The 22,077-nt window shown below is 64.1% G+C and carries 17 protein-coding genes; 11 read left to right on the top strand and 6 right to left on the bottom strand.

The genetic code is table 11. From position 1 onward, the window contains the following. The first annotated feature begins 38 nt into the window (after positions 1 to 38). Positions 39 to 1,424 carry a multicopper oxidase family protein gene (locus tag OSW16_RS21685; protein WP_267818409.1) on the top strand — a complete coding sequence of 462 codons (1,386 nt, stop codon included), beginning with the start codon at positions 39 to 41 and terminating at the stop codon, positions 1,422 to 1,424. Beyond that, positions 1,424 to 1,903: a tRNA adenosine(34) deaminase TadA gene (gene tadA, locus OSW16_RS21680; protein WP_241804302.1), complete on the top strand. Its 480-nt coding sequence runs from the start codon at positions 1,424 to 1,426 to the stop codon at positions 1,901 to 1,903. Before OSW16_RS21685 ends, tadA begins: the two co-directional genes overlap by 1 nt. A 106-nt stretch (positions 1,904 to 2,009) precedes the next feature. Here the strand turns inward: tadA and mltF are convergent, their stop codons facing one another. Further along, a complete protein-coding gene (gene mltF, locus OSW16_RS21675) occupies positions 2,010 to 3,467 on the bottom strand; it encodes a membrane-bound lytic murein transglycosylase MltF (RefSeq protein ID WP_267818406.1) in 1,458 nt (485 codons plus the stop codon). A 296-nt stretch (positions 3,468 to 3,763) separates the two neighbouring features. Here mltF and purL point away from each other — a divergent pair, with 296 nt between their 5' ends. Next, a complete protein-coding gene (gene purL, locus OSW16_RS21670) occupies positions 3,764 to 7,663 on the top strand; it encodes a phosphoribosylformylglycinamidine synthase (protein WP_267818404.1) in 3,900 nt (1,299 codons plus the stop codon). Between the two features lie 3 nt (positions 7,664 to 7,666). After that, positions 7,667 to 7,978, top strand: a complete 312-nt coding sequence (locus OSW16_RS21665; RefSeq protein ID WP_241804305.1) for an NGG1p interacting factor NIF3 — start codon at positions 7,667 to 7,669, stop codon at positions 7,976 to 7,978. A 12-nt stretch (positions 7,979 to 7,990) separates the two neighbouring features. On the opposite strand, the gene OSW16_RS21660 is transcribed toward OSW16_RS21665, so the two are convergent. The 4 genes from OSW16_RS21660 to tatA all read right to left on the bottom strand — a co-directional run bounded on the left by OSW16_RS21660 (position 7,991) and on the right by tatA (position 11,477). Continuing rightward, complete coding sequence (locus OSW16_RS21660) at positions 7,991 to 10,111, bottom strand: HET-C-related protein (protein WP_267818402.1); 2,121 nt, start codon at positions 10,109 to 10,111, stop codon at positions 7,991 to 7,993. A 96-nt stretch (positions 10,112 to 10,207) separates the two neighbouring features. Further along, positions 10,208 to 10,957: a twin-arginine translocase subunit TatC gene (gene tatC / locus OSW16_RS21655; protein ID WP_267818400.1), complete on the bottom strand. Its 750-nt coding sequence runs from the start codon at positions 10,955 to 10,957 to the stop codon at positions 10,208 to 10,210. Next, positions 10,954 to 11,244, bottom strand: a complete 291-nt coding sequence (tatB, locus tag OSW16_RS21650; RefSeq protein WP_241804308.1) for a Sec-independent protein translocase protein TatB — start codon at positions 11,242 to 11,244, stop codon at positions 10,954 to 10,956. Before tatB ends, tatC begins: the two co-directional genes overlap by 4 nt. Beyond that, positions 11,244 to 11,477 (bottom strand): twin-arginine translocase TatA/TatE family subunit, encoded by a 234-nt coding sequence (gene tatA, locus OSW16_RS27200; RefSeq protein WP_267818397.1) that lies wholly within the window; start codon positions 11,475 to 11,477, stop codon positions 11,244 to 11,246. The genes tatB and tatA overlap by 1 nt, the downstream gene beginning before the upstream one ends. A gap of 145 nt (positions 11,478 to 11,622) precedes the next feature. Here tatA and gspK point away from each other — a divergent pair, with 145 nt between their 5' ends. After that, complete coding sequence (gene gspK, locus OSW16_RS21640) at positions 11,623 to 12,588, top strand: type II secretion system minor pseudopilin GspK (protein ID WP_241804310.1); 966 nt, start codon at positions 11,623 to 11,625, stop codon at positions 12,586 to 12,588. Between the two features lie 79 nt (positions 12,589 to 12,667). Here the strand turns inward: gspK and OSW16_RS21635 are convergent, their stop codons facing one another. Continuing rightward, positions 12,668 to 14,728, bottom strand: coding sequence for a PhoX family protein (locus OSW16_RS21635; RefSeq protein WP_267818395.1), 2,061 nt, complete (start codon positions 14,726 to 14,728; stop codon positions 12,668 to 12,670). A 223-nt stretch (positions 14,729 to 14,951) separates the two neighbouring features. Between OSW16_RS21635 and OSW16_RS21630 the strand changes: the two genes are divergently transcribed. The 6 genes from OSW16_RS21630 to gspG are packed head-to-tail and all read left to right on the top strand — an operon-like array spanning position 14,952 to position 22,077. Beyond that, positions 14,952 to 16,592 (top strand): lipoprotein UxpA, encoded by a 1,641-nt coding sequence (locus OSW16_RS21630; RefSeq protein ID WP_267818393.1) that lies wholly within the window; start codon positions 14,952 to 14,954, stop codon positions 16,590 to 16,592. Next, positions 16,589 to 17,014 carry a pilus assembly protein PilZ gene (locus OSW16_RS21625; RefSeq protein WP_267818391.1) on the top strand — a complete coding sequence of 142 codons (426 nt, stop codon included), beginning with the start codon at positions 16,589 to 16,591 and terminating at the stop codon, positions 17,012 to 17,014. The genes OSW16_RS21630 and OSW16_RS21625 overlap by 4 nt, the downstream gene beginning before the upstream one ends. A gap of 3 nt (positions 17,015 to 17,017) precedes the next feature. Then, positions 17,018 to 18,970, top strand: a complete 1,953-nt coding sequence (gene gspD, locus OSW16_RS21620; RefSeq protein ID WP_267818389.1) for a type II secretion system secretin GspD — start codon at positions 17,018 to 17,020, stop codon at positions 18,968 to 18,970. Continuing rightward, the gene (locus OSW16_RS21615; protein ID WP_267818387.1) at positions 18,970 to 20,418 is read left to right on the top strand and encodes a GspE/PulE family protein; all 1,449 of its coding nucleotides are present in this window, start codon (positions 18,970 to 18,972) and stop codon (positions 20,416 to 20,418) included. Before gspD ends, OSW16_RS21615 begins: the two co-directional genes overlap by 1 nt. 3 nt (positions 20,419 to 20,421) lie before the next feature. Further along, positions 20,422 to 21,624: a type II secretion system inner membrane protein GspF gene (gene gspF, locus OSW16_RS21610; RefSeq protein ID WP_267818385.1), complete on the top strand. Its 1,203-nt coding sequence runs from the start codon at positions 20,422 to 20,424 to the stop codon at positions 21,622 to 21,624. A gap of 18 nt (positions 21,625 to 21,642) precedes the next feature. Further along, complete coding sequence (gene gspG / locus OSW16_RS21605) at positions 21,643 to 22,077, top strand: type II secretion system major pseudopilin GspG (protein ID WP_241804317.1); 435 nt, start codon at positions 21,643 to 21,645, stop codon at positions 22,075 to 22,077.

Raw genomic sequence — 22,077 nt, 5'->3', positions numbered from 1 at the left:
TGGCAGCTTGATTGCGCTCAAACGAGGTACCCGCACCGATGTCCTTCACCCGTCGACAAATGCTCAAGGGCCTCACTGGCCTGGTTGTAGTAGGCCTGGGCGCCGGAGGCGCAGCGCGGTACTGGCTGGGCAAGGTCGAGGATGAGAATGCCGGGCACGACTACGAACTGATCGCGGCGCCTCTGGAGGTCGAGCTCGTGCCTGGCTTCAAGACCGAGGCCTGGGCCTTCGGCCCGTCGGCACCCGGTACCGAGCTGCGGGTCCGCCAGGGCACCTGGTTGCGGGTGCGCTTCATCAACCACCTGCCGGTGGAAACCACCATTCACTGGCATGGCATCCGCCTGCCGCTGGAAATGGACGGTGTGCCGTATGTGTCGCAGTTGCCGGTCAAGCCGGGCGAGTACTTCGACTACAAGTTCCGCGTGCCTGACGCCGGCAGCTACTGGTATCACCCGCACGTCAGCAGCTCTGAAGAGCTCGGGCGCGGCCTGGTCGGCCCACTGATCGTCGAGGAGCGCGAGCCCACCGGTTTTGTGCATGAGCGCACGCTGAGCCTGAAGAACTGGCACGTGGACGAGCAGGGGGCCTGGCTGCCGTTCAGCATCCCCCGCGAAGCGGCGCGCAATGGTACCGCTGGCCGGCTGATCACTATCAATGGCCAGGCTGATGCGGTAACCGAATTACCGGCCGGGCAGGTTGTGCGCCTGCGTCTGCTCAACCTGGACAACACCTGGACCTATCGCCTGAACCTCAAGGGCGGTGATCACGAGGCCAGAATCTATGCCCTCGATGGCAATCCGGTCACCCCGCGTGTGCTCGATGACGAGTACTGGCTGGGGCCAGGCATGCGTATCTGTCTGGCGATCCGCATCCCCCAGGCAGGTGAAGAAATTTCCCTGCGCGATGGCTTCGTCCGCTTGGGCACGTTGCGCTCGGTGCCCAGCAATGATGCCCCCAGCGACTGGCCGCCTGCCTTGCCACCGAACCCGGTGGCCGAGCCGGACCTGGAGAATGCCGAAAAGCTGAACTTCAATTTCGAATGGGTGGGCAAGGTTTCGGTCAACACCGACAATGGCAGGCCGCCTAGCCTGTGGCAGATCAATGGTCAGGCCTGGGACATCACCGACAAGACCTGCGCCGACCGGCCGATCGCCACGCTGCAAAAAGGCAAGAGCTACATCTTCGAGTTGAAGAACATGACCCAGTACCAGCACCCGATTCACCTGCATGGCATGAGCTTCAAGGTGATTGCCTCCAACAGGCACAAGATCGTCGAGCCGTGGTTCACCGATACCTACCTGCTGGGCAAGAACGAGCGGGCCCAAGTGGCGCTGGTGGCCGATAATCCAGGTACCTGGATGTTCCACTGCCACGTCATCGACCACATGGAAACCGGCCTGATGGCCGCGATTGCGGTGGTCTGATGCGCCCACAGATCATCGATCGCAGCCATGATCAGGCGTTCATGCGCCTGGCCCTGGACCTGGCTGCACAAGGTGCCGCGCTGGGCGAGGTGCCGGTGGGGGCGGTGCTGGTGCAGCACGGCCAGGTCATCGGGCAGGGCTTCAATCGGCCGATCATCGACAGCGACCCCAGTGCCCATGCCGAAATGGTCGCCATCCGCGCGGCGGCGAAATCCGCCAGCAATTACCGGCTGCCGGGCAGCACCTTGTACGTGACCCTGGAGCCTTGCAGCATGTGCGCGGGGTTGATCGTGCATTCGCGGGTGGCGCGGGTGGTCTACGGTGCGCTGGAGCCCAAGGCGGGCATCGTGCAGAGCCAGGGGCAGTTCTTCAGCCAGGGCTTTCTGAACCATCGGGTAATGTTCGAGGGCGGGGTACTGGCTGAAGAATGCGGGCAGATCCTCAGCGACTTCTTCAAGGCCCGGCGGGCCAAGGCCTAGCCTGTTCTGGCCGCATCGCCGGCAAACCGGTCTACAGGTGCGGCGCTACGACAAGACTGGCGCTGCCCCTATGAGCACCGGCTTGCCGGTGATAGGGCCTTGAGCGTCACATCGGCGGCGACTGCTCTGCCGGCTTGTCCTTGTTCACGCCAGGCACATGCAGGCTGCCCTCGGCCACCTGGCCTTCCAACTGCGGCTGGGTCACCCAGGTGAGGATGTCGTAGTAACGGCGGATGTTGGCCACGAAATGTACCGGCTCGCCACCCCGGGCGTAACCGTACTTGGTCTGGCGGTACCACTGTTTCTGCGCCAGGCGCGGCAGCATCTTCTTCACGTCCAGCCACTTGTTCGGGTTGAGCTTTTCCCGTTTGGCCAGCGTGCGCGCGTCTTCAAGGTGGCCGCTGCCGACGTTGTAGGCCGCCAGGGCGAACCAGGTGCGGTCTGGCTCCTTGATGCTGTCATCGAGCTGCTGCTTGACCAGCATGAAGTATTTGGCGCCACCTTTGATGCTCTGCCTGGGGTCCAGGCGGTTGGACACGCCCATCGCCTGGGCCGTGCGCTGGGTCAGCATCATCAGGCCGCGTACGCCGGTCTTGGACGTGACTTCCGGTTGCCACAGCGATTCCTGATACCCGATCGCGGCCAGCAGGCGCCAGTCCACCTGTTCAACCTTGGCGTAGCTCTTGAAGTATTTTTCGTACTTGGGCAGGCGCTGCTGCAAATGCTGCGCAAAGGTGTAGGCGCCCACGTAACCGAGCACGTCGACGTGGCCGTAATAACGCTCTTTCAAGCGCTGCAGCGTGCCGTTTTTCTGGGATTTGTCGAGGAACTCGTTGACTTCGTTCAGCAGGCTGTTGTCTTCGCCTGGGGCCACTGCCCAGCGTTGGTTGCGGGTTTCGCCAAGGTCGAAGGCTACCCGCACGTTGGGGAAGTACACCTGGTTCATCGCCAGTTCGTTGGAGTCGACCAGGGTCAGGTCGATCTGCCCTTCATCGACCATGCGCAGCAGGTCGACCACCTCGACCGCGTCGGACTCTTCGTATTCCAGGCCCGGATACCGCCTTTTCAATTCGGCCAGCTGGTCGGCATGGCTGCTACCTTTGAGCACCATGATCTTCTTGCCGACCAGGCCCTGGGGGTCGGTGGGGCGCGAGCGGCCGTTGCGATAGATGACTTGAGGGGTCACTTCCAGGTAAGGATGGGAGAACCTTGCCTGGGCCTTGCGCCGTTCGCTGCTGACCAGGCCGGCCGCTGCCAGCACAGGGCCTGACGGTTTGCCCAGGTCGTCGAACAATTCGTCGAGGTTGTCGGCGGTCTCGATCTCCAGCTTCACGCCAAGATCGTCGGCGAAACGCTTGACCAGCTCGTACTCGAAGCCGGTTTCGCCGTTGCGGTCCTGGAAGTAAGTGGCCGGGCTGTTGCGGGTGATCACGCGCAGCACGCCGTCCTCCTTCACGCGCTCGAGGGTGCTGGGTTTTTCAACGCAGGCACCGAGCAATAGAAAGAGACCGGTTGCGAAAAGCCATTTGGCGCAACGCTGGCGCAAAGCAGTATGGGCGAACATAGCTTGCAGTATACGCAAAGGACGGGGGGCGCCATATCTCGACAACTGCCAGGTTGTCTGGTAGCGCGTTCTGTGATGCTGGCTCCCGGCAGCACGCCGCAAGCGGCAGGAAAAAAGCGACCTGCGCGGCACCTGTTTTTTCCTGCAGCGTGCAGCGTGCGGCCTGTCGCTTTTTTTGACCCCGAAGTCCGGTTCCGCCGCCCGGCAGCATTGCCCTCTGGCGGGTGCCGCAAGCCGCGGAATTAGGCTAGAATGCACGGCCTCTAAGCACACCCCTTCCTGAGGCTGTCCCGACGATGTTGATCCTGCGCGGCGCTCCTGCCCTTTCTGCCTTTCGCCACGGTAAATTACTCGAGCAACTGAGCCAGAAAGTCCCCGCTGTTACTGGTTTGTATGCCGAATTTGCCCACTTCGCCGATGTCGACGGCGAGCTGACCGCCGACCAGCAGCAGGTGCTGGGCCGTCTGCTCAAGTACGGCCCGAGCGTGCCGGTGCAGGAGCCGACTGGCCGCCTGTTCCTGGTCGTGCCGCGCCTGGGCACCATCTCGCCTTGGGCCAGCAAGGCCAGCGACATCGCCCACAACTGCGGCCTGCAGTCGATCCAGCGCCTGGAGCGCGGCATCGCCTACTACGTTGCCGGTGAGCTGAGCGATGCCGACGCCGCCGTGGTCGCCGCCGAACTGCATGACCGCATGACCCAGCGCGTGCTGGCCCAGCTGGAGCAGGCGAGCGACCTGTTCAGCCACGCCCAGCCCAAGCCGATGACGTCGGTGGATATCCTGGCCGGTGGCCGCGACGCGCTGGCCAAGGCCAACATCGAGCTGGGCCTGGCCCTGGCCGAAGACGAGATCGACTACCTGGTCAACGCCTTCCAGGGCCTCAAGCGCAACCCGAACGACATCGAGCTGATGATGTTCGCCCAGGCCAACTCCGAACACTGCCGCCACAAGATCTTCAACGCCAGTTGGGACATTGACGGCCAGGCTCAGGAAAAGAGCCTGTTCGGCATGATCAAGAACACCTACCAGATGCACAGCGAAGGCGTGCTGTCTGCGTACAAGGACAACGCCTCGGTGATCGTCGGCAACGTTGCCGGCCGCTTCTTCCCGAACCCTGAAACCCGCCAGTACGGCGCGGTGCAGGAGCCGGTGCACATCCTGATGAAGGTCGAGACGCACAACCACCCGACCGCCATCGCGCCGTTCTCCGGTGCCTCCACCGGCTCGGGCGGCGAAATCCGTGACGAAGGTGCTACCGGCCGTGGTGCCAAGCCCAAAGCCGGCCTGACCGGCTTCACCGTGTCCAACCTGCGTATCCCGGGCTTCGAACAGCCATGGGAGCAGGCCTACGGTAAACCTGAGCGTATCGTTGACGCCCTCGACATCATGATCGAAGGCCCGCTGGGTGGCGCAGCGTTCAACAACGAATTCGGTCGCCCGGCGCTGACCGGCTACTTCCGTACCTTCGAGCAGGCCATCAACACCCCGCACGGTGAAGAAGTGCGCGGCTACCACAAGCCGATCATGCTGGCTGGCGGTATGGGCAACATCCGTGAAGACCACGTACAGAAGGGCGAAATCACCGTCGGCGCCAAGCTGATCGTGCTCGGTGGCCCGGCCATGCTGATCGGCCTGGGCGGCGGCGCCGCTTCGTCGGTGGCCACCGGTGCCAGCTCCGCAGACCTGGACTTCGCCTCGGTGCAGCGCGAAAACCCGGAAATGGAGCGTCGTTGCCAGGAGGTCATCGACCGTTGCTGGCAGTTGGGCGACAACAACCCGATCGCCTTCATCCATGACGTCGGCGCTGGTGGTATTTCCAACGCCTTCCCTGAGCTGGTGAACGATGGTGGCCGCGGTGGCCGCTTCGAACTGCGCAACGTGCCCAACGACGAGCCGGGCATGGCCCCGCACGAAATCTGGAGCAACGAATCGCAAGAGCGTTATGTGCTGGCCGTCAGCGCCGTCGACTTCGAACGCTTCCAGGCCATCTGTGAGCGCGAGCGCTGCCCGTTCGCCGTCGTTGGCGAGGCCACCGAAGAGCCGCACCTGACCGTGACCGACAGCCACTTCGGCAATACGCCGGTGGACATGCCGCTTGACGTGCTGCTGGGCAAGCCGCCGCGCATGCACCGTTCGGTCACGCGCGAAGCCGAGCTGGGCGATGATTTCGACCCGAGCAAGGTGGATCTGGACAGCGCCGTGCAGCGTGTTCTGAACCACCCGGCGGTCGCCAGCAAGAGCTTCCTGATCACCATCGGCGACCGCACCATCACCGGCCTGGTGGCCCGCGACCAGATGGTCGGCCCGTGGCAGGTTCCGGTAGCCGACTGCGCCGTCACGGCCACCAGCTTCGACGTGTACACCGGTGAAGCCATGGCCATGGGTGAGCGCACGCCGCTGGCAGTGCTCGACGCGCCTGCGTCCGGGCGCATGGCGATCGGTGAAACCCTGACCAACCTGGCCGCCGCGCAGATTGAAAAGCTGTCCGACATCAAACTGTCAGCCAACTGGATGTCCGCTGCCGGCCACCCAGGCGAAGACGCCCGTCTGTACGACACCGTCAAGGCTGTCGGCATGGAGCTGTGCCCGGAGTTGGGCCTGACCATCCCGGTCGGCAAGGACTCCATGTCGATGAAGACCAAGTGGAGTGAAGAGGGCGTCGAGAAGAGCGTCACTTCGCCAATGTCGCTGATCATCACCGGCTTCGCCCCGGTCAGTGACATCCGCAAGACCCTGACCCCGCAACTGCGCATGGACAAGGGCGAGACTGACCTGATCCTGATCGACCTGGGCCGCGGCAAGAACCGCATGGGTGCTTCGATCCTGGCCCAGACCTACGGCAAGATCGCCGCCCAGGCGCCGGACGTCGACGACGCCGAAGACCTCAAGGCGTTCTTCGCCGTGATCCAGGGCCTGAACGCCGACGGCCACCTGCTGGCCTACCACGACCGGTCCGACGGCGGCCTGCTGACCACCGTGCTGGAAATGGCCTTCGCCGGCCACTGCGGCCTCGACCTGCAACTGGACCCGCTGACCGACAACAGCAAGGACGTGCCGGCCATCCTCTTCAACGAAGAGCTGGGCGCTGTCATCCAGGTTCGCCAGGATGCCACCCCGGACGTGCTGGCGCAGTTCAGTGCCGCTGGCCTGGGCGAAGGTTGCGTGGCGGTGATTGGCAAACCGGTCAACAACGCCGAGGTGTCCATCAGCCTGAACGGCCAAGTGCTGTTCGACGACGACCGCCGCATGCTGCAGCGCCAGTGGGCTGAGACCAGCTACCAGGTCCAGCGCCTGCGCGACAACGCCGACTGCGCCGACCAGGAGTTCGACGCCCTGCTCGAAGAAGACAACCCTGGCCTGTCGGTCAAGGTGGGCTACGACGTCAACGAGGACATCGCAGCGCCTTACATCAAAAAAGGCGTGCGCCCGCAAGTGGCGATCCTGCGTGAGCAGGGCGTCAACGGCCAGGTCGAGATGGCTGCCGCCTTCGACCGCGCCGGCTTCGCCGCCATCGACGTGCACATGAGCGATATTCTCGCTGGCCGCGTCGACTTCGAAGCCTTCAAGGGCCTGGTTGCCTGCGGTGGCTTCTCCTACGGTGACGTGCTGGGGGCCGGTGAAGGCTGGGCCAAGTCGGCCTTGTTCAACGCCCGTGCCCGTGATGCCTTCCAGGCCTTCTTCGAGCGTACCGACAGCTTCGCCCTGGGCGTGTGCAATGGTTGCCAGATGATGTCCAACCTTCACGAGCTGATCCCTGGCACCGAGTACTGGCCGCACTTCGTGCGCAACCGTTCGGAGCAGTTCGAAGCCCGTGTGGCCATGGTCGAGGTGCAGAAGTCCAACTCGATCTTCCTGCAGGGCATGGCGGGTTCGCGCATGCCGATCGCCATCGCCCACGGCGAAGGCCATGCCGAATTCGCCAGCGAAGAGGCACTGCTGGAAGCCGACCTGTCCGGTTGCGTGGCCCTGCGCTACGTCGACAACCACGGCAAGGTCACCGAGGCCTACCCGGCGAACCCGAACGGCTCGCCGCGCGGTATCACCGGCCTGACCAGCCGCGACGGCCGTGTGACCATCATGATGCCGCACCCGGAGCGTGTGTTCCGCGCCGTGCAGAACTCCTGGCGCCCGGATGAGTGGCAGGAAGATGCCGCGCTGATGCGTATGTTCCGTAACGCGCGCGTCTGGGTGAACTAAGGCGTGTACAAGCTCGCCTTCTTCGTCCCGGCCAGCCACGTCGACGTGGTCAAGGCCGCCGTATTCGCCGCCGGTGGCGGGCGTATCGGCGACTACGACCACTGCGCCTGGCAAACCCTCGGCCAGGGCCAGTTTCGCCCGTTGGACGGCAGCCAGCCGTTCCTCGGGCAAACCGGCCAGGTCGAGGTGGTCGAGGAGTGGAAGGTGGAGCTGGTGGTGGCTGATGACCTGATCGCTCAGGTCGTCGCTGCGCTGCGCCTGAGCCATCCGTACGAGACGCCGGCCTTTGAGGTCTGGCGCCTGCTGGATTTCTGAAACCAGTGGTTTTCAGCCAAAGGGCGAAGGGCCCGCGTCCGGGCTGTTGACGATGCTCCAGAAGCTCGTATCGGTTATTTTTTCTATTTCCTCGACGTGCTTGACGACAGTCTCCAGCGCCTCCCCTATACCCTTCATTGCTTCTGCCAATTCGTCTGTCTGCAACTGCCTGAGCGTTTCGACGGACTCCCCCTGCTCGATCCGTTGTGGATTGGCGAGCGCCCAGTCCTTGACGATCTGATCGAATCGGTCGGTGTCGTAGGGGTGAACAATCATGCCCTCAGCCAATACACGGGGGTCGCCAGACGCTGCGCTGTTTTCCTGCCAGTGATCGAACATCGCTTGGCCTACGACCTTCACGGCTTCTGTCGCCATCTGTACCGCCAGGGTGTGGAAGGGATGCGTGTCGTGGTCCTTGGCCAGTTGTGAATGGGTTGCCAGGGCGCTGGCATCGCTGTTGGGGTCAGTGTCCAGCAGCGTTTGCAGGGTTGCGATGTGATCGCCTGCCCATTTGAGCAGGGGCTTCTTGATCAGGTTGGTGGCGTAGCCAATCGCCTCGTTGGGCAACTGAGCGACTTTTGTCACCTGGTTGATCCAGCGGTAGATCTCGTTTTTACGTACGTTGTCGCGGGCCTTCAGGTAGAGCTCATACGCATTGCGCAGCAGAGGATCCTCATCCTCGAGCAATATCAGCATGACCTGGTCGAAATCGCTGCGTTCGCCAGGCTCGGGCGTGGGGGATGACGCATCACCATAGAGCAAGTTGGCCAGCGGGTCGGCGACGCTACCGACGATGTCCAGAGCGCCGAACATGCCGGTGACCACAGGCCAGGCATGCCTGCTGTTTTCTCTGGCCTCGATCCCCGTGGTCCAGACCAGCACCTTGTCGTGCCCCAGTTTTTTCAAGCTGAGCTCGACAAAGTTCGAATGGGCAAAGTAGTCCTCGAGCACGTGCAAGGCCTCGCCAAAGTGGCGCATGCCCTCGGTAGTCATGCCCTCCTTCTTGGCCGCCTCCAGCTGTTTGACCATGTAGGCTATCGATCGGCGGATGTAACGTTTCATCGAACGCTTGGGTAGCACCGCATTCTGCTTGTGTTCAGGGAACACAAGGGCAGTGAAGTCTTTGTCGATGCTGCGCGGGTCGAAGGCATTGCGGTCCAGCGTGGTCGGGTTGTCGATGTGTTCGTGGGCCCGGTAGACCCCAAGCATCTGTGGGGTCACCCGGTAGTGCGCGCGGTCTTCGGGTGTCTGCTGCAGGCTATGGAATTCCTTCAGGGCAAACAGGTCGACAATGGCTGTCAGCTTCTTGCGCGAGACTCTCGGCAGTTGGCCTTTGGCGATGCTCTGAATGATTTCAGCGGTATCGACGCCTGCACCTTGCACCGGATGAACCAGTTTTGGGTCAATCAGTTGCGAGTAGTCCCGCAACCAGTTGCCGAAGTAGATGGCCTTGCGCTGGGCGCTGTCGAAGCCGGCGACCTCCAGTGCGTCCTCAATCGATTCATGGCCGAAGGATCTATGGCTGGCTTTCTTGTCGCCCCGGCCGGCACCGAATTCGTCAGTGTGGGGTGGCTCCTGGGTCGGGAACGCCACAACCAACGGTGTTTCAGTGCCTGAGTGGGTAAAGATCGCGAACGTCCTACCCGCTTCGATCGGCTCATTGTAGAAGAGCAGCGTCTGGGCAAAGGCGACCCCGAGGTTTTCTGGTGGGGGCTCGGTTGCCGGCTCGGTGCCTGCTGCGCCCTCATATCGACGAAGCTGCTTGTGAACATGCAGGGCAAAAATCTGCATCAGCGCCAACAGCAACGTGGCGGTGATCTCCGGATTTTCAAGTGCCTGATCTATGACTTCGCGCTGTACCTGGATCTCTTCCGCGTCCGAGTCATAGGCGGTCCATGTCGGCAGGCCCGTCTCGACCCTGAATGCGGGGTTGGCCAGCGTGTCGTCAGCCAAATGCCGTTGCAACTCGACAAATACCGCAGGCGCGAAGCCACTGCCGAACACCGACCTGAACAGGTGGGTGAACAGCTGGGCATCGAGGGTTTTGGCGAGATTGCCCAGCTGCTCCAGGGCAAGGCTGCTGCTGAATGTGGTGTCGTCAATGACGTCTGAAGTTTCAAGGAGCTCGTTCATGGTGTTCCTCGCGATGGGATCGGATGAACAAGCAGCATGTAGACGAGGCATTACGAAGTTAACGAGGCAGCGCTACCGAAGCAGCTGATGCCCCTCTCACGTTGTCGGCACACCCGCCTTGCTGTGGACCAGCGCGCAGGCCACCAGGCCCAGTTCGAACAGTATCCACATGGGCACTGCCAGCATCGTCTGCGAAAACACGTCCGGCGGTGTAAGAATCATCCCCACCACAAAGCACCCAACGATCACGTAGGGCCTGCTACGCCGCAACGTGGCCACATCGGCCAGCCCCACCCACACCACGATGAACGTTGCCACTGGGATTTCGAACGCCAGGCCGAACGCCAGGAACAGCGCCATGATGAAATCCAGGTACTGGCTGATGTCCGTCATCATCGCCACGCCATCGGGCGTCACGCTGGCAAAGAAACCGAACATCATGGGGAATACCAGGTAGAACGCGAAGGCCATGCCGGCGTAGAACAGCACGATGCTCGACACCAGCAAGGGCAGGGCGATGCGCCGTTCGCGCCGGTAAAGGCCCGGCGCAAGGAAGCCCCAGGCCTGGTGCAGCAGCAGCGGCATGGCCAGGAACAGCGCGCACATCGCCGTCAGCTTGAACGGTGTGAGAAAGGGCGAGGTGACACTGGTGGCGATCATGCTGGCGCCTTCCGGGAGGAAGCGGCGCAGCGGTTCGGAAATCAGTGTGTAGAGCTGTTGGGCGAAAGGGAACAGGCCGGCGAACACTACCGCGACCAATAGCAGGCAGCGCACCAGGCGCTTGCGCAGTTCGCGCAGGTGCCCGGTGAGCGGCATGTGTGCCGCTGGGTCCAGGGCGATGCTCATGAGGTGGTCTCCCGAATGACGGTAACGGGTGCAGCGTCAGGCGCCGGTTCCGCCTTCAGGCTGATGCCCTGGCGCAGTTGCTGCTCGAGGCGCTGCAGTGGCGCGCTGTCGAGGTCGGGCATGTCGATTTCCCGTTCCATCTGCGCGCGCAGCCCGCGCATTGCCCGGCGCGCCTGGCCCAGGCCACGGCCCAGCGTACGCGCGGCGACGGGCAAGCGTTCCGGGCCAAGCACCAGCAGCGCGACGATGCCTACCAGCAGCATCTCGCTGAAGCCTACCTCGAACATCAGGCCTGCCGATCCGCGTGCGGTTGTGGGGCCGGCGAACGGGTCAGTGGCTCCTGTTGTACCTGCTGCGGTGTGGCTGCGGTGCTGGCATCGCTGTCACCGCCCATGGACTTGCGAAAGCCCTGGATCGCTTCGCCAACATCACTGCCCAGGCCCTTGAGGCGCTTGGTGCCAAACAGCAGAAACACGATCAGCAGTACGATCACCAGTTGCCAGATTCCGATGCCACCCATAACGACCACTCCTGTAAGGCCATGAAAAGAAAGGCCAATCCTGCCTCGCGTAGATGACGCGAACATGACTGCAAGGTATTTGCAATCTGCCTGCAACAACGCCCCTGTTGACTGGCGCCTTGTCTGGTAAGAGGAGTGCTGCGCCATGGGTGGCAAGCGACAGCAGGGCGCCGCACTGCTGATGGTGTTGGTGGTACTGGCGATGCTCGCGGCGGGGATGGCCTGGCTGGTGGAGGATGGGCGGCGTCAGGTCGATGACGTGCAGTTGCTGCGCCAGCGGGTACAGGTGCGGGCCATGGAACAGGCTGGCCTGGCCTATGCCGAGCAGGCCTTGCGTGACCCCGCCTGGCGGCTCAGCCCGCTGTTCTGGCAGGCGCTGCGGGGGCAACCGCTGAAATACGACTTTGGCGCCGGCCAGGCCCAGCTGCGGGTGTACGACCAGCACACCTGTTTCAACGTCAATGCGCTGTTGGGGGATGACGGTGAACGTGCCGAACGCCAGCTACGGCGTTTGCTGGGTGACAACATGGCCGCCCAGCGTCTGGTCGACGCCTTGGCAGACTGGCTCGACAGCGACAGCGATGCGCGCCTGCAGGGGGCCGAAAGTGCTCAGTATCTGCGCCAGCAGCCGCCTCGTCTGGCGGCCAACCAGCCGATGCTCGATACCAGTGAGTTGAACCTGCTGCTCGAGCCAGATGCCTCGCGCCAGCACCGTTATCCAATGTTGTGTGCGTTGCCGCAGACCACCGGCTGGCGCCTGAATGCCAATGCCGTAGGGCTGGAGCATCTGCCATTGCTCGAAGCGCTTTATGAAGGGCGGTATCCCCGTTCGTTGCTCAGCCGCATCGTCAGTGGTCGGCCGGCGTCGGGCTATGTAGATGCTGCGGCATTGCGCCAGGCGCTGGGGGCGGTGGACGACGAAACATTCGAACGGTTGAGCGAGGGGTTGCTGCTCAACAGTGGGCATTTTCAGTTGCAGCTTTCGTTCGAAGAACAGGGCAGGACGATACGCAGCGCGTTTGAGCTGGAGGCCGTGGGGGTGGTGCAGTGGCATGCACGGGTGCCGGCGCAGCAGGTGCGGGTGAAGAGTCGGGCGCCGATGGTCTGGTGATCATGTTCAATGGCTGTCGTGCAGCCCATCGCCGGCAAGCCGGCGATGGGCTGCAAAGCGGCCCTGATGCACAAGCCGATCAGGCAGTCCCGATTTCCCCGCCATCATCACGCTGGATCACCACGGTCGAAGCTCTCGGCCGTACCGTGGTCCCCGCCGGGGTCACATCGGTGGCCTTGTCGGTGTAAGGCCAGTTCTGCGGGTGCTGGATGTTGACGAACATCGACTTGTTGTCCGGGCTGAAGGCAATGCCGGTCACCTCGCAGCCGTTAGGCCCGACGAAGAAGCGGCGCAAGTCCACCTGGTTCTGGGCATTGACCGGTATCTGTTTGCCAGTGGCATCCACCAGGTCGGTAGGGATCACCGCCAGCACCTGATCATTGGTGTAATCGGTGACGGTGCTCTCGCCGTTGTCCGTCTCGAACCACAACACGCCACGGCTATCGAAGCTCATGCCGTCAGGGCTGGCGAACTGGTTGAGCTCGGTCAGGCCCGAGCGGTTGATATCGGCGGTACCGGCAGCGTTGGCGCCGAACACGAAGATGTCCCAGGTGAAGCTCAGGTGATCGTCGCTGTCGTGCCAGCGGATGATGTGGCCGTGGCGGTTCGGGCCACGCGGGTTGGCCGCATCGACTTTGTCCGGAGTGCGCGCGCTGTTGTTGGTCAGCGTCAGGTAGACATCGCCATTGAGCGGGTGGACCGCTGTCCATTCCGGGCGGTCCATCGGCGTTGCACCCACTGCATCGCCCGCGCCGCGGGTGTTGAGGATGATGCCTGCCAGGTCACCGTACAGCGCCCCGAGAGTGCTGCCGCCAGTGGTAGCGGTGGCCACGTCGAGCAGAATCCACTCGCCTGTGCCGTCTGCATTGAAGCGGGCCACGTAGAGGTTGCCCTGGTCCATGTACTTGGCGCCGGTGGCCAGGCGGTCGGCCGGGGTTGCGTCGGCGGCATCCCACAGCGCGCTGGAGACGAACTTGTACAGGTACTCGTTGTTGGAGTCGTCGCCCATGTACCAGACCAGCGGTTTACCGGCCACCGCCAGGCCCGGGCAGCAGCCCTCGTGGCGGAAGCGGCCGAGCGCGGTACGCTTGGTGGCCAAGGTGCTGCTGTTGTACGGATCGATCTCGACGATGTAGCCATAGGTGCTGGCTTCGTTGCGGTAGTCGTCGGTGGCGCTGGCCCCTTTGATGGTCACGTCGAAGCGGGCGAACTCATCGCTTTGTTCGGTGCTGTCACCGGCAGCGGTCTCCCACTTGTACTGGCCGCTGGAGGTGCCGACGCCGATGCGTCGCTGGTCTTCCGGGCGAGTGTCTTTGTTGACGAAGATGCCAGGCCAGTTCTCTTCGCAGGTCAGGTAAGTGCCCCACGGGGTGTAGCCGTTGCCGCAGTTGTTGTTGGTGCCGCGGCAGTGGGTACCGTCAGCCGAGTACTTGGTCTTGACGTGGTCGGTGCCGCGCATGGGGCCGGTGATTTCCATGCGTGAGGCGGTCGTGAAGCGGCGGTTGAGCGGATCGTTGTCGACCACCTGCCAGCGCCCGTTGAGCTTCTGCAGGCGCACCACGCCAGCACCGTGGGCGTTGATTTCCTTGCGCACTTCTTCGGCCGGGCGATTGCCGCTGGCGTCGGTGGTCGGGCCGTTGGGGTGCAGGGCGGCGGCATCGATGTATTCGAAGTTGATCGCCAGCAGGCCGTCTTCGGAGCTGCCATTGATAGGGAAGAAATGCATGCCGTCATGGTGCATGCCCATGGCGTTGGCCTGGTCGCTGGAGGTATTGCTGCCGTCCGACTTCCACGGGTTGCCGTTGCTGTTGATCGGCGTGCCCCATGGTGCCAGCACGTAGGCGCTGTAGCCTGCGGCGACGACACAGGCATCGGTGCGTGAGCCCGCGATGGACTGGAAGCCCAGTGCCAGTTTCGGTACTTCAGGTTCGGTAACCGGCGGCTCGGTTGCCGGGTCATCGTTGTCGGAATCGCCACTGTCGAAGCAGCCGGTCAGGCCGGTACCGGCAATCATGGCGATAGCGGCACCCAGGCTGCCACGCATCACGCTGCGACGGCTTAGGTAGGCGTCCATGACGCTGGCCATCGGCAGGTTGCCACTGTGGTTGCGGTCCAGGTTGTCGCCGGTTTCTCGACTCATCAGGGTGTCCTTGTATTGGCTGAGTTGGAGGAAACCGCGACTTTAGAGCGCAAAGATGATGATTCTTTGGCAGAAATATTAACGTCGCTTTAAAACTTTAAGTTCTTATCGCTTGGCCAGACAGAACAATCTGGAATGGTTGTCGGATTTCTGCCATCAAACTGTAATGCCAACGCCGCAACATCCGGGGCCCAGAAAGAACTCGATAAGGATGGCGGGCCCGATGGCAAGCAGTGTGTACAGGCGCGAAATGATCAGATGGATGGGTGTCGGTGCCCTGGCACCGTTGCTCGGTGCCTGTTCTGCATTCCCGGGCCAGCGCGGCGGCAATGCCAGCCTGGACCTGTTGTACGTCGCCGACACTCTCGATGCGCGCCAGCCCGGCCGGCCCGTGGTGCCGGCAACGCGCCTGGGCCCGGTCAGCCACCTGGGCCGGGCACCGTGGATGACCGGCGCCAGCGCCAGCGCGGCTCACCCTGAGCTCGCGCCTTTGCTCGATGCCAGCCAGGCGGCCAGCGTGCAACTGGGTGGCTATGCCGTGCTCGCGGCCCTGTTGGAACAACTGCGCGCCGAGGCGGGGCCGGGCAATAGCCTGACCCTCGAGAATGGCCAGGGCTGGAACGGAAGTGGCCTGGCCTATCTGACCCAGGGCGAGAGCGGTGTGCAGGGTAGCCAACTCTTGGGTAGCGAAGCCCGTGTGAGCAGTGATGAACGCGTGCTCTGGCCACAGCGCAGTGCCGCGCTTTACCACCAGTCTTCGGCGATGACGCTTGCTGCAGGCATTGCCGATGATCAACGTAAAACCTTGGGCCTGGAGCCTTTGCACGTCTTCGAGCGCGGCGGTGCACGCATCGCCGTGGTGGGCGTCACCGACCCATACGCCCAGGACCAGAAAGCCTCGCTCAAGCAGTGGTACCAATCGCTGCTGCCGACCTTCGAGCAGGCCCGCCGCGAAGCGGACCTGGTGGTGGCGCTGGCGGATGTCGGCACCGGCCCAGGCCTGTGGCTGGCCGAGCGCGTGGCGCAGATCGATGTGCTGCTCTGCGCGCGGGGCCAGGACCTGTGGCCCACACCGGTACAGGCGACCCAGGCCAGTGGCCGGCGCATACCGGTGTTATTTGCCGGTTGCCGGGGCAGCGGTGCATTCCGCCTGCGTTGCCAACAGGTCGCTGGGCAATGGCAGTTCGATGGGCGTTTTGTTCCGGCAGTGGCCCAGCAACTCTCACCCGCAGCGCAGTTGCGCGCCAGCCAGTTGCAGGCCGAGTTGCGTCAGCAGCGTGCAGGCCATGCAGCGTGGCTCGACCAGCCGCTTGCGCTTGCGCCCCAGGCGCTGTGGCGTCGCGACACGCGTGGCGGCAGTTGGGACGCGTTGCTGCACCAGGCCCTGGCCGATGACAGCAGTATGCCGGTGCTGTTGCCGGGCCTTCGCTATGACTACCCATTGGCCGCTGGCGAGGCCATCACGCGCGAGCACCTGATCAGCCTCACCGGTGGCTACCCGGCACCGGTGGTCGAGGCGCCGGCCCGGCAGGTCGAGCAGGTGCTGGAAAACGCGGCCGAGCAACTGTTCGGTGACCCTTTGCTGCTGGACAACAGTCAGGACCTGCCACGCTGGCAGAGCCAGGCCTGGGGGGTGAGCTACAGCCCACAAGGCAAACGCATTACTGGCCTGGAGCCGGTGCAGGGCCTGTGCCGCACCTTTGGCCTGCAATTCGAGCAGCAGGCGGGTGAGCCGTTGTGGCAGCGGGTCGAGGCCTGGCTCGGGCGACAGCGGCCGGGTTGGCAACTGGCGGCCTTGCAGGTACCGCAGGTGCGCTACGTGCAAGGCCACCCAGGCTGGCACCCACGGCAGCTGGTGTCATGACACTCGCCGCTCGCCTGATGACCGGCAGCCTGCTCACGCTGGCCGGGTGGCTTGCCGCCCAATGCGTGCTGCAACTGGCGCGCCAGCCGCAACCGGCCAGCGCCCCGGTCACCCTCGACGCGCCGCTGCCGGGGTTGCTGGTCGGCCATTGGCAGGCCCCAGGCGACGATGGCTCGATTGCGCTCACCCGCTTGCCATTGCAGTACCTCGGCGGCCTCAAGGCACAGCCGTTGTCGGCCAGCGTCGTGGTGCTGCGCTATGGCCAGCAGGTGCGTACCTTGGGCCGTGGCCAGCGCCTGGCACCAGGGATCGTATTGCAGGACATCGACGCCGATGGCCTGATTTTCGACAACCAGGGGCGGCGCGAACGCTTGCCCTGGCCGCCACGCCCCGTCGTGACCGGCTTCAAGCGGCAAGGATGAACGATGCGGGTGAAATATTGCGTGGCCGCTGCCTTGGCCCTGGCCCTGTCTGCGGCCTGGGCAGAGGAACCGGAAACCTTCGATGACAACGGCACACCGCTTTACGAGGTGAACTTCGTCGACACCGAGCTGGGCGAGTTCATCGACAGCGTGTCGCGCATCACCGGCACCACCTTCATCGTCGACCCGCGGGTCAAAGGCAAGGTCACGGTGCGTACCGTCGACCGCCACGATGCCGATGCCATCTACGATATCTTTCTTGCCCAGCTGCGTGCCCAAGGCTATGCCGCGGTCGATCTGCCCAATGGCAGCGTGAAAATCGTCCCCGACCAGGCCGCGCGCCTTGAGCCGGTGCCGGTGGAGGCCGCCGGCAAGCCCAGCGAAGGCAGCGATGGCGTGGCCACCCGCGTATTCAATGTGCGTAACGCCGCCAGCGAGCAGATGCTCGGTATTCTCAAACCGCTGATCGACCCCCGTGTCGGTGTGATCACTCCTTACCCTGCGGCAAACCTGCTGGTGGTCACTGATTGGCGCAGCAACCTCGAACGCATCGACAGCCTGTTGCGCGAGCTGGATCAGGTCAGTGACGAACCCCTGAAGGTCATGCCGCTGCGCCATGCCAGCGCCGCCGATACCGCCCAGTTGCTGACCCGCCTGTTGGCCCGCGAGCAGGGCGCAGATAGCACCCAGGTGGTGGCTGACCCGCGCAGCAATGCCTTGCTGGTACGTGGCAGCACCGACCGTGTGCGAGCCTTGTTGGGCCAGCTCGATCAGCCCAGTGAAAACCGGCACAGCAGCAACACCCAGGTGATCTACCTGCGCCATGCCAATGCTGGCGAGGTGGTGAAGGTGCTGCGCGGGTTGAGCCAGGAAGGCGTCGTGCCTAGCGAGGGAACAGGCGAGGGCGAGGCCAAGGACCAGCCGGTGATGGCCGCCGCCAGCGACTCGGGCATACGCCTGGAGTACGAGGAGGGCACCAATGCCGTTGTCATGGTCGGCCCCGACAGCGAACTGGCCGCCTATCGCTCCATCGTCGAGCAGTTGGACATTCGCCGCGCCCAGGTAGTGGTCGAAGCAATCATCGCCGAAGTGTCCGACAGCCGCGCCCAGGAGCTTGGCGTGCAGTGGCTGTTCGCCGACGAAAAGTTCGGCGCTGGCATCGTCAACTTCGGCAGCAACGGGGTGAACATCGCCAACATCGCGGGCGCCGCCGCCAGTGGCGACAACGAAGCGCTGGGCGACCTGCTGTCGGCCACCACAGGCGTGACGGCCGGTATCGGCCACTTCGGCGGTGGCTTCAACTTCGCCATGCTGATCAACGCACTGAAGGGCAAGAGCGGCTTCAACCTGTTGTCCACGCCAACCCTGCTGACCCTGGACAACGCCGAAGCATCGATCCTGGTCGGCCAGGAAGTGCCCTTCGTCACCGGCTCCGTGACGCAGAACAACGCCAACCCCTACCAGACCATCGAGCGCAAGGAAGTAGGGGTGAAGCTGCGCATAAAACCGCAGATCAATATCGATAACAGCGTACGCCTGGATATCGTTCAGGAAGTTTCATCGATCGCCGACTCCAGCGCCGCCAGCGACGTGATCACCAACAAGCGCGAGATCAAGACCAAGGTCATGGTCGAGGACAACGGCCTGGTGATCCTTGGCGGGCTGATCAGCGATGAGCTGAGCACCAGCGATCAACGTGTACCGTTTCTCGGTGATATTCCAGGGCTGGGCCGGCTGTTCCGGTCCGAGGCCAGCAAGAACACCAAGCAGAATCTGATGGTTTTCATCCGCCCGCGGATCCTGCGTGACGGGCCCAGCCTGGCGGGTTTGAGCGAAGACAAGTACCGCACCCTGCAGCAGACCACGCCGCTCAAGCTGCCAGGGCTTGCGCAGGACGGCCAGCTGCTGCGGGTGTTCCCCGCCAGCCGCGCACGCCTGGACGGGGGTGACTGGTGATGTTGCCCTATCGCCTTGCGCGTCAGGCCGGGCTGGCCATGGCCCCGACCGAGGCTGGCTGGCAGTTGTGGCTGCGCCGCGATGCCGACAGTAACCAGCTGCAGGAGCTGCTGCGTGTGCACGGCCAGCCCGTGGCCCTGCACTACCTGGAAGCTGCGGCGTTCGACGAACGCCTCGGCCAGTTGTATCAGGCCGGGGATGCCGCCACCGAAGCACTGATCGAAGGCATCGGCGAACAGGTCGACCTGGACAGCCTGATGAGCGAAATGCCGCGCATCGAGGACCTGCTCGAAAGCGATGATGAAGCGCCGGTGATCCGCCTGATCAACGGCCTGTTCGGCCAGGCCCTGCGCCTGCGCGCTTCGGACATCCATATCGAGACCTTCGAGCAGAGCCTGGTGGTGCGTCTGCGTGTCGACGGCCACCTGCGCGAGGTGTTGCGCCCGCCGCGCGCGCTGTCGGCCATGCTGGTGTCGCGGATCAAGGTCATGGCGCGCCTGGACATCGCCGAGAAACGCCAGCCCCAGGACGGCCGTATCACCTTGCGCGCCGCCGGGCGTGAGGTGGACGTGCGCGTCTCGACCTTGCCCGGCATCCACGGTGAGCGCGTGGTCATGCGTGTGCTCGACAAACAGGCCAGTTTGCTGGCGTTGGACAACCTGGGCATGCCCCCGGCAGTACTGCGCGGCCTGCGCAGCTGCCTGACAAGGCCAAACGGCATTGTGCTGTCTACCGGGCCGACCGGGTCGGGCAAGACCACTACCCTGTACGCCAGCCTCAACAGCCTCAATGACGGCAGCCGCAATATCCTCACCGTGGAGGACCCGGTGGAATACGCCATCGCCGGCATCGGCCAGACGGCCATCAACCCGCGCGCCGGGCTGACCTTTGCCAGCGGCCTGCGTGCCATCCTGCGCCAGGACCCGGATGTGATCATGCTCGGCGAAATCCGCGACCAGGAAACTGCGCAGATCGCCGTGCAGGCGAGCCTCACCGGCCACCTGGTCCTGTCGACGTTGCACACCAACAGCGCAGTGGGCGCGGTCACCCGCTTGCGCGACATGGGCGTCGAGCCGTTCCTGATCGCATCGTGCCTGCGCGGTGTACTGGCCCAGCGCCTGGTGCGGCGGTTGTGCCATTGCGCCGTGGCGCAGCCCCTGCAGCCGGCCGAACGTGCGCTGTGGCCTGAGCTGGCGGCGCTGGGCAGCAGTTACCACGCGGTGGGCTGCGAGCAGTGCCAGGGCACTGGCTATATCGGCCGTTTGGGCCTGTACGAATTCATCGAACTGGACGCCGGTCTCATCGGCCTGCTGTATGACGGCGCCAGTGAACTGGCCATGCAGGACTACCTGGCCGAGCGCCGCCAGAGCCTGGTAGCGATGGCCAGTGACTGCCTGGCCCGCGGCGAGACCAGCCTGGCCGAAGTACTGCGCGTGGTGCAGGGCTGACCCATGCCGACCTTTCGTTACCAGGCCGTTGATCTGGCCGGCAAGACCCACAAAGCCAGCCTGCAGGCCGATAGCGAACGCCATGCACGCCAGTTGCTGCGCGAGCAGGGTTTGTTCCCCCGCCAGTTGCAGCGCTTGGAAAACGGTGCCCGACAGCCTCGCCGACAACGCCTGAGCCGTGCCCAGCTGTGTGAGCTGACACGCCAGCTGGCGACCTTGACCGGCGCGGGCATCCCCCTGGTCGATGCCTTGGCGACGCTTGAACGCCAGTTGCGCCAGCCAGCCCTGCACGGGGTGCTGGTGGCCCTGCGTGGCTCGCTCGCCGAAGGCCTTGGCCTGGCCCGCAGCCTGGCCCGCCAGGGCGCGCCTTTCACCGGCCTGTACTGCGCGCTGGTGGAAGCCGGTGAGCGCTCGGGGCGGTTGGCCCAGGTGCTTACCCGGCTTGCAGACCACCTGGAACAGGTACAGCGCCAGCAGCACAAGGCGCGTACCGCACTGATCTACCCCTGCGTGCTGATGGGCGTATCGCTGGCGGTGGTGATCGGCCTGATGACCTTCGTCGTACCCAAGCTCACCGAACAGTTTGCCCATGCCGGGCAGAGCCTGCCGCTGATCACCTCCTTGCTGATCGCCCTGAGCCAGGGCCTGGTGCACGCCGGCCCCTGGCTGCTGGGGCTGGCTGCCCTCACGTCGCTGCTGGCCAGCTGGTTGCTGCGCAAGCCGCACTGGTGCCTGCGCCGCGACGACCTGCTGTTGCGCCTGCCGCGCGCAGGCGGGCTGTTGCAGGTGCTGGAAAGTGCCCGCCTGGCGCGCAGCCTGGCGATCCTCACCAGCAGCGGCGTCGCGCTGCTCGAAGCCTTGCAGGTGGCCACTGAAACCGTCGGCAACCGCCGCATCCGCCTGGCCATGGAGCAGGTGCGCCAGCAGGTGCAGGGCGGCACCAGCCTGCACCGGGCGCTGGACGCCTGCCAGCAGTTCCCGCCCTTGCTGGTGAACATGGTCGGCAGTGGCGAGGCCAGCGGCACCTTGGCCGACATGCTCGAGCGGGTGGCCGACGACCAGGAGCGTGGCTTTGCCCGCCAGGTGGATACGGCCATGGCGCTTTTCGAACCCCTGATGATCCTGGTGATGGGCGCCGTCGTGCTGTTCATCGTGCTGGCGGTGCTGCTGCCGATCATGCAACTCAACCAGGGCCTGCAACTGTAGATGACTAGGAGCAACCCCATGCAGCATCGACGCAAGCGCCAACACGGCTTCACCCTGATGGAAATCATGGTGGTGATTTTCATCATCGGCCTGCTGATCGCCGTGGTCGCGCCCAGCGTGCTGGGCAACCAGGACAAGGCCATGCGGCAGAAAGTCATGGCCGACCTGAGCACGCTCGAGCAGGCGCTGGACATGTACCGGCTGGACAACCTGCGCTTTCCCAGCAATGAGCAAGGCCTGGCTGCGCTGGTGAAAAAACCGGCCCAGGAGCCGCTGCCGCGTGCCTGGCGCAGCGATGGTTATGTACGCCGCCTGCCGGATGACCCGTGGGGCACCCCGTATCAGTACCGTATGCCTGGCGAGCATGGCCGGGTCGATGTGTATTCGTTGGGCGCCGATGGTGTGCCGGGCGGCGAAGGCCAGGACGCCGACCTGGGCAACTGGGCGCTGTGA

It is taken from the genome of Pseudomonas putida, from assembly GCF_026625125.1.
Taxonomy (GTDB): domain Bacteria; phylum Pseudomonadota; class Gammaproteobacteria; order Pseudomonadales; family Pseudomonadaceae; genus Aquipseudomonas; species Aquipseudomonas putida_X.
Note: the sequence above shows the minus strand (reverse complement) of the source record. Positions and strands in the feature narration are given on the sequence as shown.